Consider the following 2744-nt stretch of genomic DNA (forward strand, 5'->3'; position numbering starts at 1 on the left):
TCTATGGCCTGCTCGAAGGCCTGCTGGCGCTGCCGCTGCTCTACGCGCTGTTCCGCGAGCGCCCCGGCGACCTGCCGCAGGCGCGGCGCCCGCCAGCCGGCGCGCTGCCCGGAGCGACGCCAGGCCAGGCCTGGCGCTCGGCGGACTTCTGGCTGATCGTCGGCAACCTGATCCTCGGCGTGTTCGCCGTCACCGGCGTGATGGTGCATGGCGTGCCGCTGTTGCAGGAGCACGGCCTGTCGCGGGAGGTCGCCACCGACGTGCTGGCGGCGCTGTGGGTCGGCATGATCGTTTCGCAACCGGCGCTGGGCTACCTGCTGGACCGCTACGACACCCCGCGCATCGCCTTGCCGTTCGCCGTGCTGGCGGCTATCGGGCTGCTGCTCCTGCTCCTCGGCGGACCGCCGGCGCTGCTCTGGGGCGCGGTGTTCCTGATCGGCCTGGGCGCCGGCGGCGAGACCGGCACCACCCAGTACTTCGTCAGCCGCTACTTCGGCCTGCGCCATTTCAGCGTGATCTATGGCTCGATCCAGCCCTTCACCTTCGCCATCGCCATCAGCCTGGGGTCCTGGCTGCTGGGTTACTTCTACGACCGCGCGGGCTCCTACGCGGGCTCGACGCTGGTCCTGCTCGGCGCGTTCGGCGTGGCGGCAGGGCTGCTGGTCATGCTCGGGCGCTATCGCTACGCCATCGACGGGGAGGCACGCAGCCATGGGCGAGACTGAACGGAGCAGGGCGGAGGTCGGCGTCTGGCTGCTGGCCGGACTGGCCTTCGTGGTCGGCACGGTGGAACTGGTGGTGGCCGGGGTGCTCGACGAACTGGCCGCCAGTTTCGCCGTCAGCCAGGGCCGGACCGGGTTGCTGATGAGCCTGTACGCGCTGGTCTATGCGCTGCTCGGCCCGCTGCTGGTCTACCTCAGCGCCGGCATCGAGCGCCGCCGCCTGCTGGCCGGCGCGCTGTTGGCGTTCGTCGGCGCCAACCTGGCCAGCGCCGCCGCGCCGAGCTTCGCCCTGTTGCTGGCGAGCCGGCTGCTGGTGGCGGCCAGTGCCTCGGTCATTGTGGTGGTGGCGATCACCCTGGCGGTGGCCATCGTCGCACCGGAACGGCGCGGCCGGGCGATCGGCCTGGTGTTTGCCGGCATCGTCGCCTCACTGGTGCTGGGCGTACCGCTGGGCACCCTGATCGGCGAGTTCTGGGGTTGGCGCAGCCTGTTCCTGCTGCTCGCCGGGGTCGCGTTGCTCGGCCTGCCGCTGCTCCTGCGCCTGCTGCCGGCCATCCCCGGCGCGCCCGGCATCGCCCCGGCGGAGCAACTGCGGGCGCTGGCCCGGGGCCGGGTGCCGTTCGCCCACCTGGCATCGCTGTTGCAGATGACCGGCCAGTTCACCGTCTACACCTACATCGTGCCGTTCCTGGTCGGCAGCATGGCCCTCGACAAACCGACCATCAGCCTGGTCCTGCTGGTCTACGGGGGCGGCGGCATCCTCGGCGCGCTGCTCGGCGGACGTGCCGCCGACCGCTGGCCGGGGCCGGCCACCTTCGTCGCCTTCCTGCTCCTGCATGCACTGGCCCTGGTCCTGCTGCCGTTCGCCACCGGCGGCCTGCCGCTGCTGCTGGGCGCGGTGGTGTTCTGGTGCGTGTTCAACATGGCGCCGGGGCCGGCGATCCAGAAATACCTGGTGGAACTCAGCCCGGACACCGCGGCGATCCAGATCAGCCTCAACACCAGCGCGATCCAGCTCGGCGTGGCCCTGGGCGCCTTCATCGGCGCGATCCTGGTGGACCAGGTGGCGGTGCGCGCGCTCCCCTGGTGGGGCGCCGCGCTGATCCTCGGCGCCGCCGCCTGCGGCTGGCTGTCCGCGCAGCGGCCGGCGGCGGGCACGGCGGACTGCCGGGAGCGCCTCGATTGATTCCCTACCGCGCGCCACGGGAACAGCCCCGGGCGCCGTTCCTCAACCTCCAGGCTCACTACCGCTATCCGTGGCGTGGCCTGCCAGCAGCGAACGCTTACCATGGATAGCCAAGGCTCCATCAAGAACACCCTGATCGCCCAGTTGTTCCAGCAGAACTACGACTGGCTGTGCAAGAAGCTGTCCTACCAGACCGGCTGTAGCCACAGCGCCGAAGACCTCGCCGCCGAGGCCTTCCTGCAGGTCTGGATGCTCCCCGACCCGGCGTCGATCCGCTCGCCGCGGGCGTTCCTCGCGACCATCGCGCAACGCCTGATGTACGAGAGCTGGCGGCGCAAGGACCTGGAGCGCGCCTACCTGCAGATCCTCGCCGAGGCGCCGGAGGCGGTGCAGCCGTCGCCTCACGAGCAGTGGATGCTGATCGAGAGCCTGCAAGCCATCGACCGCCTGCTCGACGGCCTGTCCGGGCAGGCCCGCGCAGTGTTCCTGATGAGTCAGCTGGAAGGCCTGACCTACGTGCAGATCGGCGAACGCCTCGGATTGTCCCTGGGGCGCATCCACCAGTTGATGAAGGATGCCTTGCACTGCTGCTACCGGGGATTCCAGGAATGAGCGAGAAGCCGGAACGGCAACGCATCGTCGAGGAGGCCATCGAATGGATGGTGCGCCTGCAATCCGGCGACTTCAGCGCCGCCGAGGGCGATGCCCTGGAACGCTGGAAGGCGCTGTCGAGCGAGCATGCCGAGGTGTTCCGGCAACTGCTTGGCAGCCTCGCGCCGCTACAGGACTCGCCCTGGCGCGGCCAGCCGAGCGCTACCGTGCTGCGCGCCCTGGAG

4 protein-coding genes are annotated in these 2744 nt (G+C 70.4%); all 4 read left to right on the forward strand.

Going from position 1 to position 2744, the window contains the following annotated elements; translation table 11 throughout:
• The coding region (locus tag FFS27_RS31265) for an MFS transporter (protein ID WP_137952481.1) at positions 1 to 725 on the forward strand (725 nt) is incomplete at its 5' end.
• Positions 712 to 1908 carry an MFS transporter gene (locus FFS27_RS31270; RefSeq protein WP_023101302.1) on the forward strand — a complete coding sequence of 399 codons (1197 nt, stop codon included), beginning with the start codon at positions 712 to 714 and terminating at the stop codon, positions 1906 to 1908. The genes FFS27_RS31265 and FFS27_RS31270, both read left to right, overlap by 14 nt.
• Before the next feature lie 102 nt (positions 1909 to 2010).
• Positions 2011 to 2520 (forward strand): sigma-70 family RNA polymerase sigma factor, encoded by a 510-nt coding sequence (locus FFS27_RS31275; RefSeq protein WP_003107976.1) that lies wholly within the window; start codon positions 2011 to 2013, stop codon positions 2518 to 2520.
• Positions 2517 to 2744, forward strand: a 228-nt coding sequence (locus tag FFS27_RS31280) for a FecR/PupR family sigma factor regulator (RefSeq protein ID WP_134601005.1), incomplete at its 3' end; no start/stop codon positions are given. The genes FFS27_RS31275 and FFS27_RS31280, both read left to right, overlap by 4 nt.

Source organism: Pseudomonas sp. 2VD, assembly GCF_005503585.1.
In the GTDB taxonomy this organism is placed as follows: Bacteria; Pseudomonadota; Gammaproteobacteria; order Pseudomonadales; family Pseudomonadaceae; genus Pseudomonas; species Pseudomonas aeruginosa.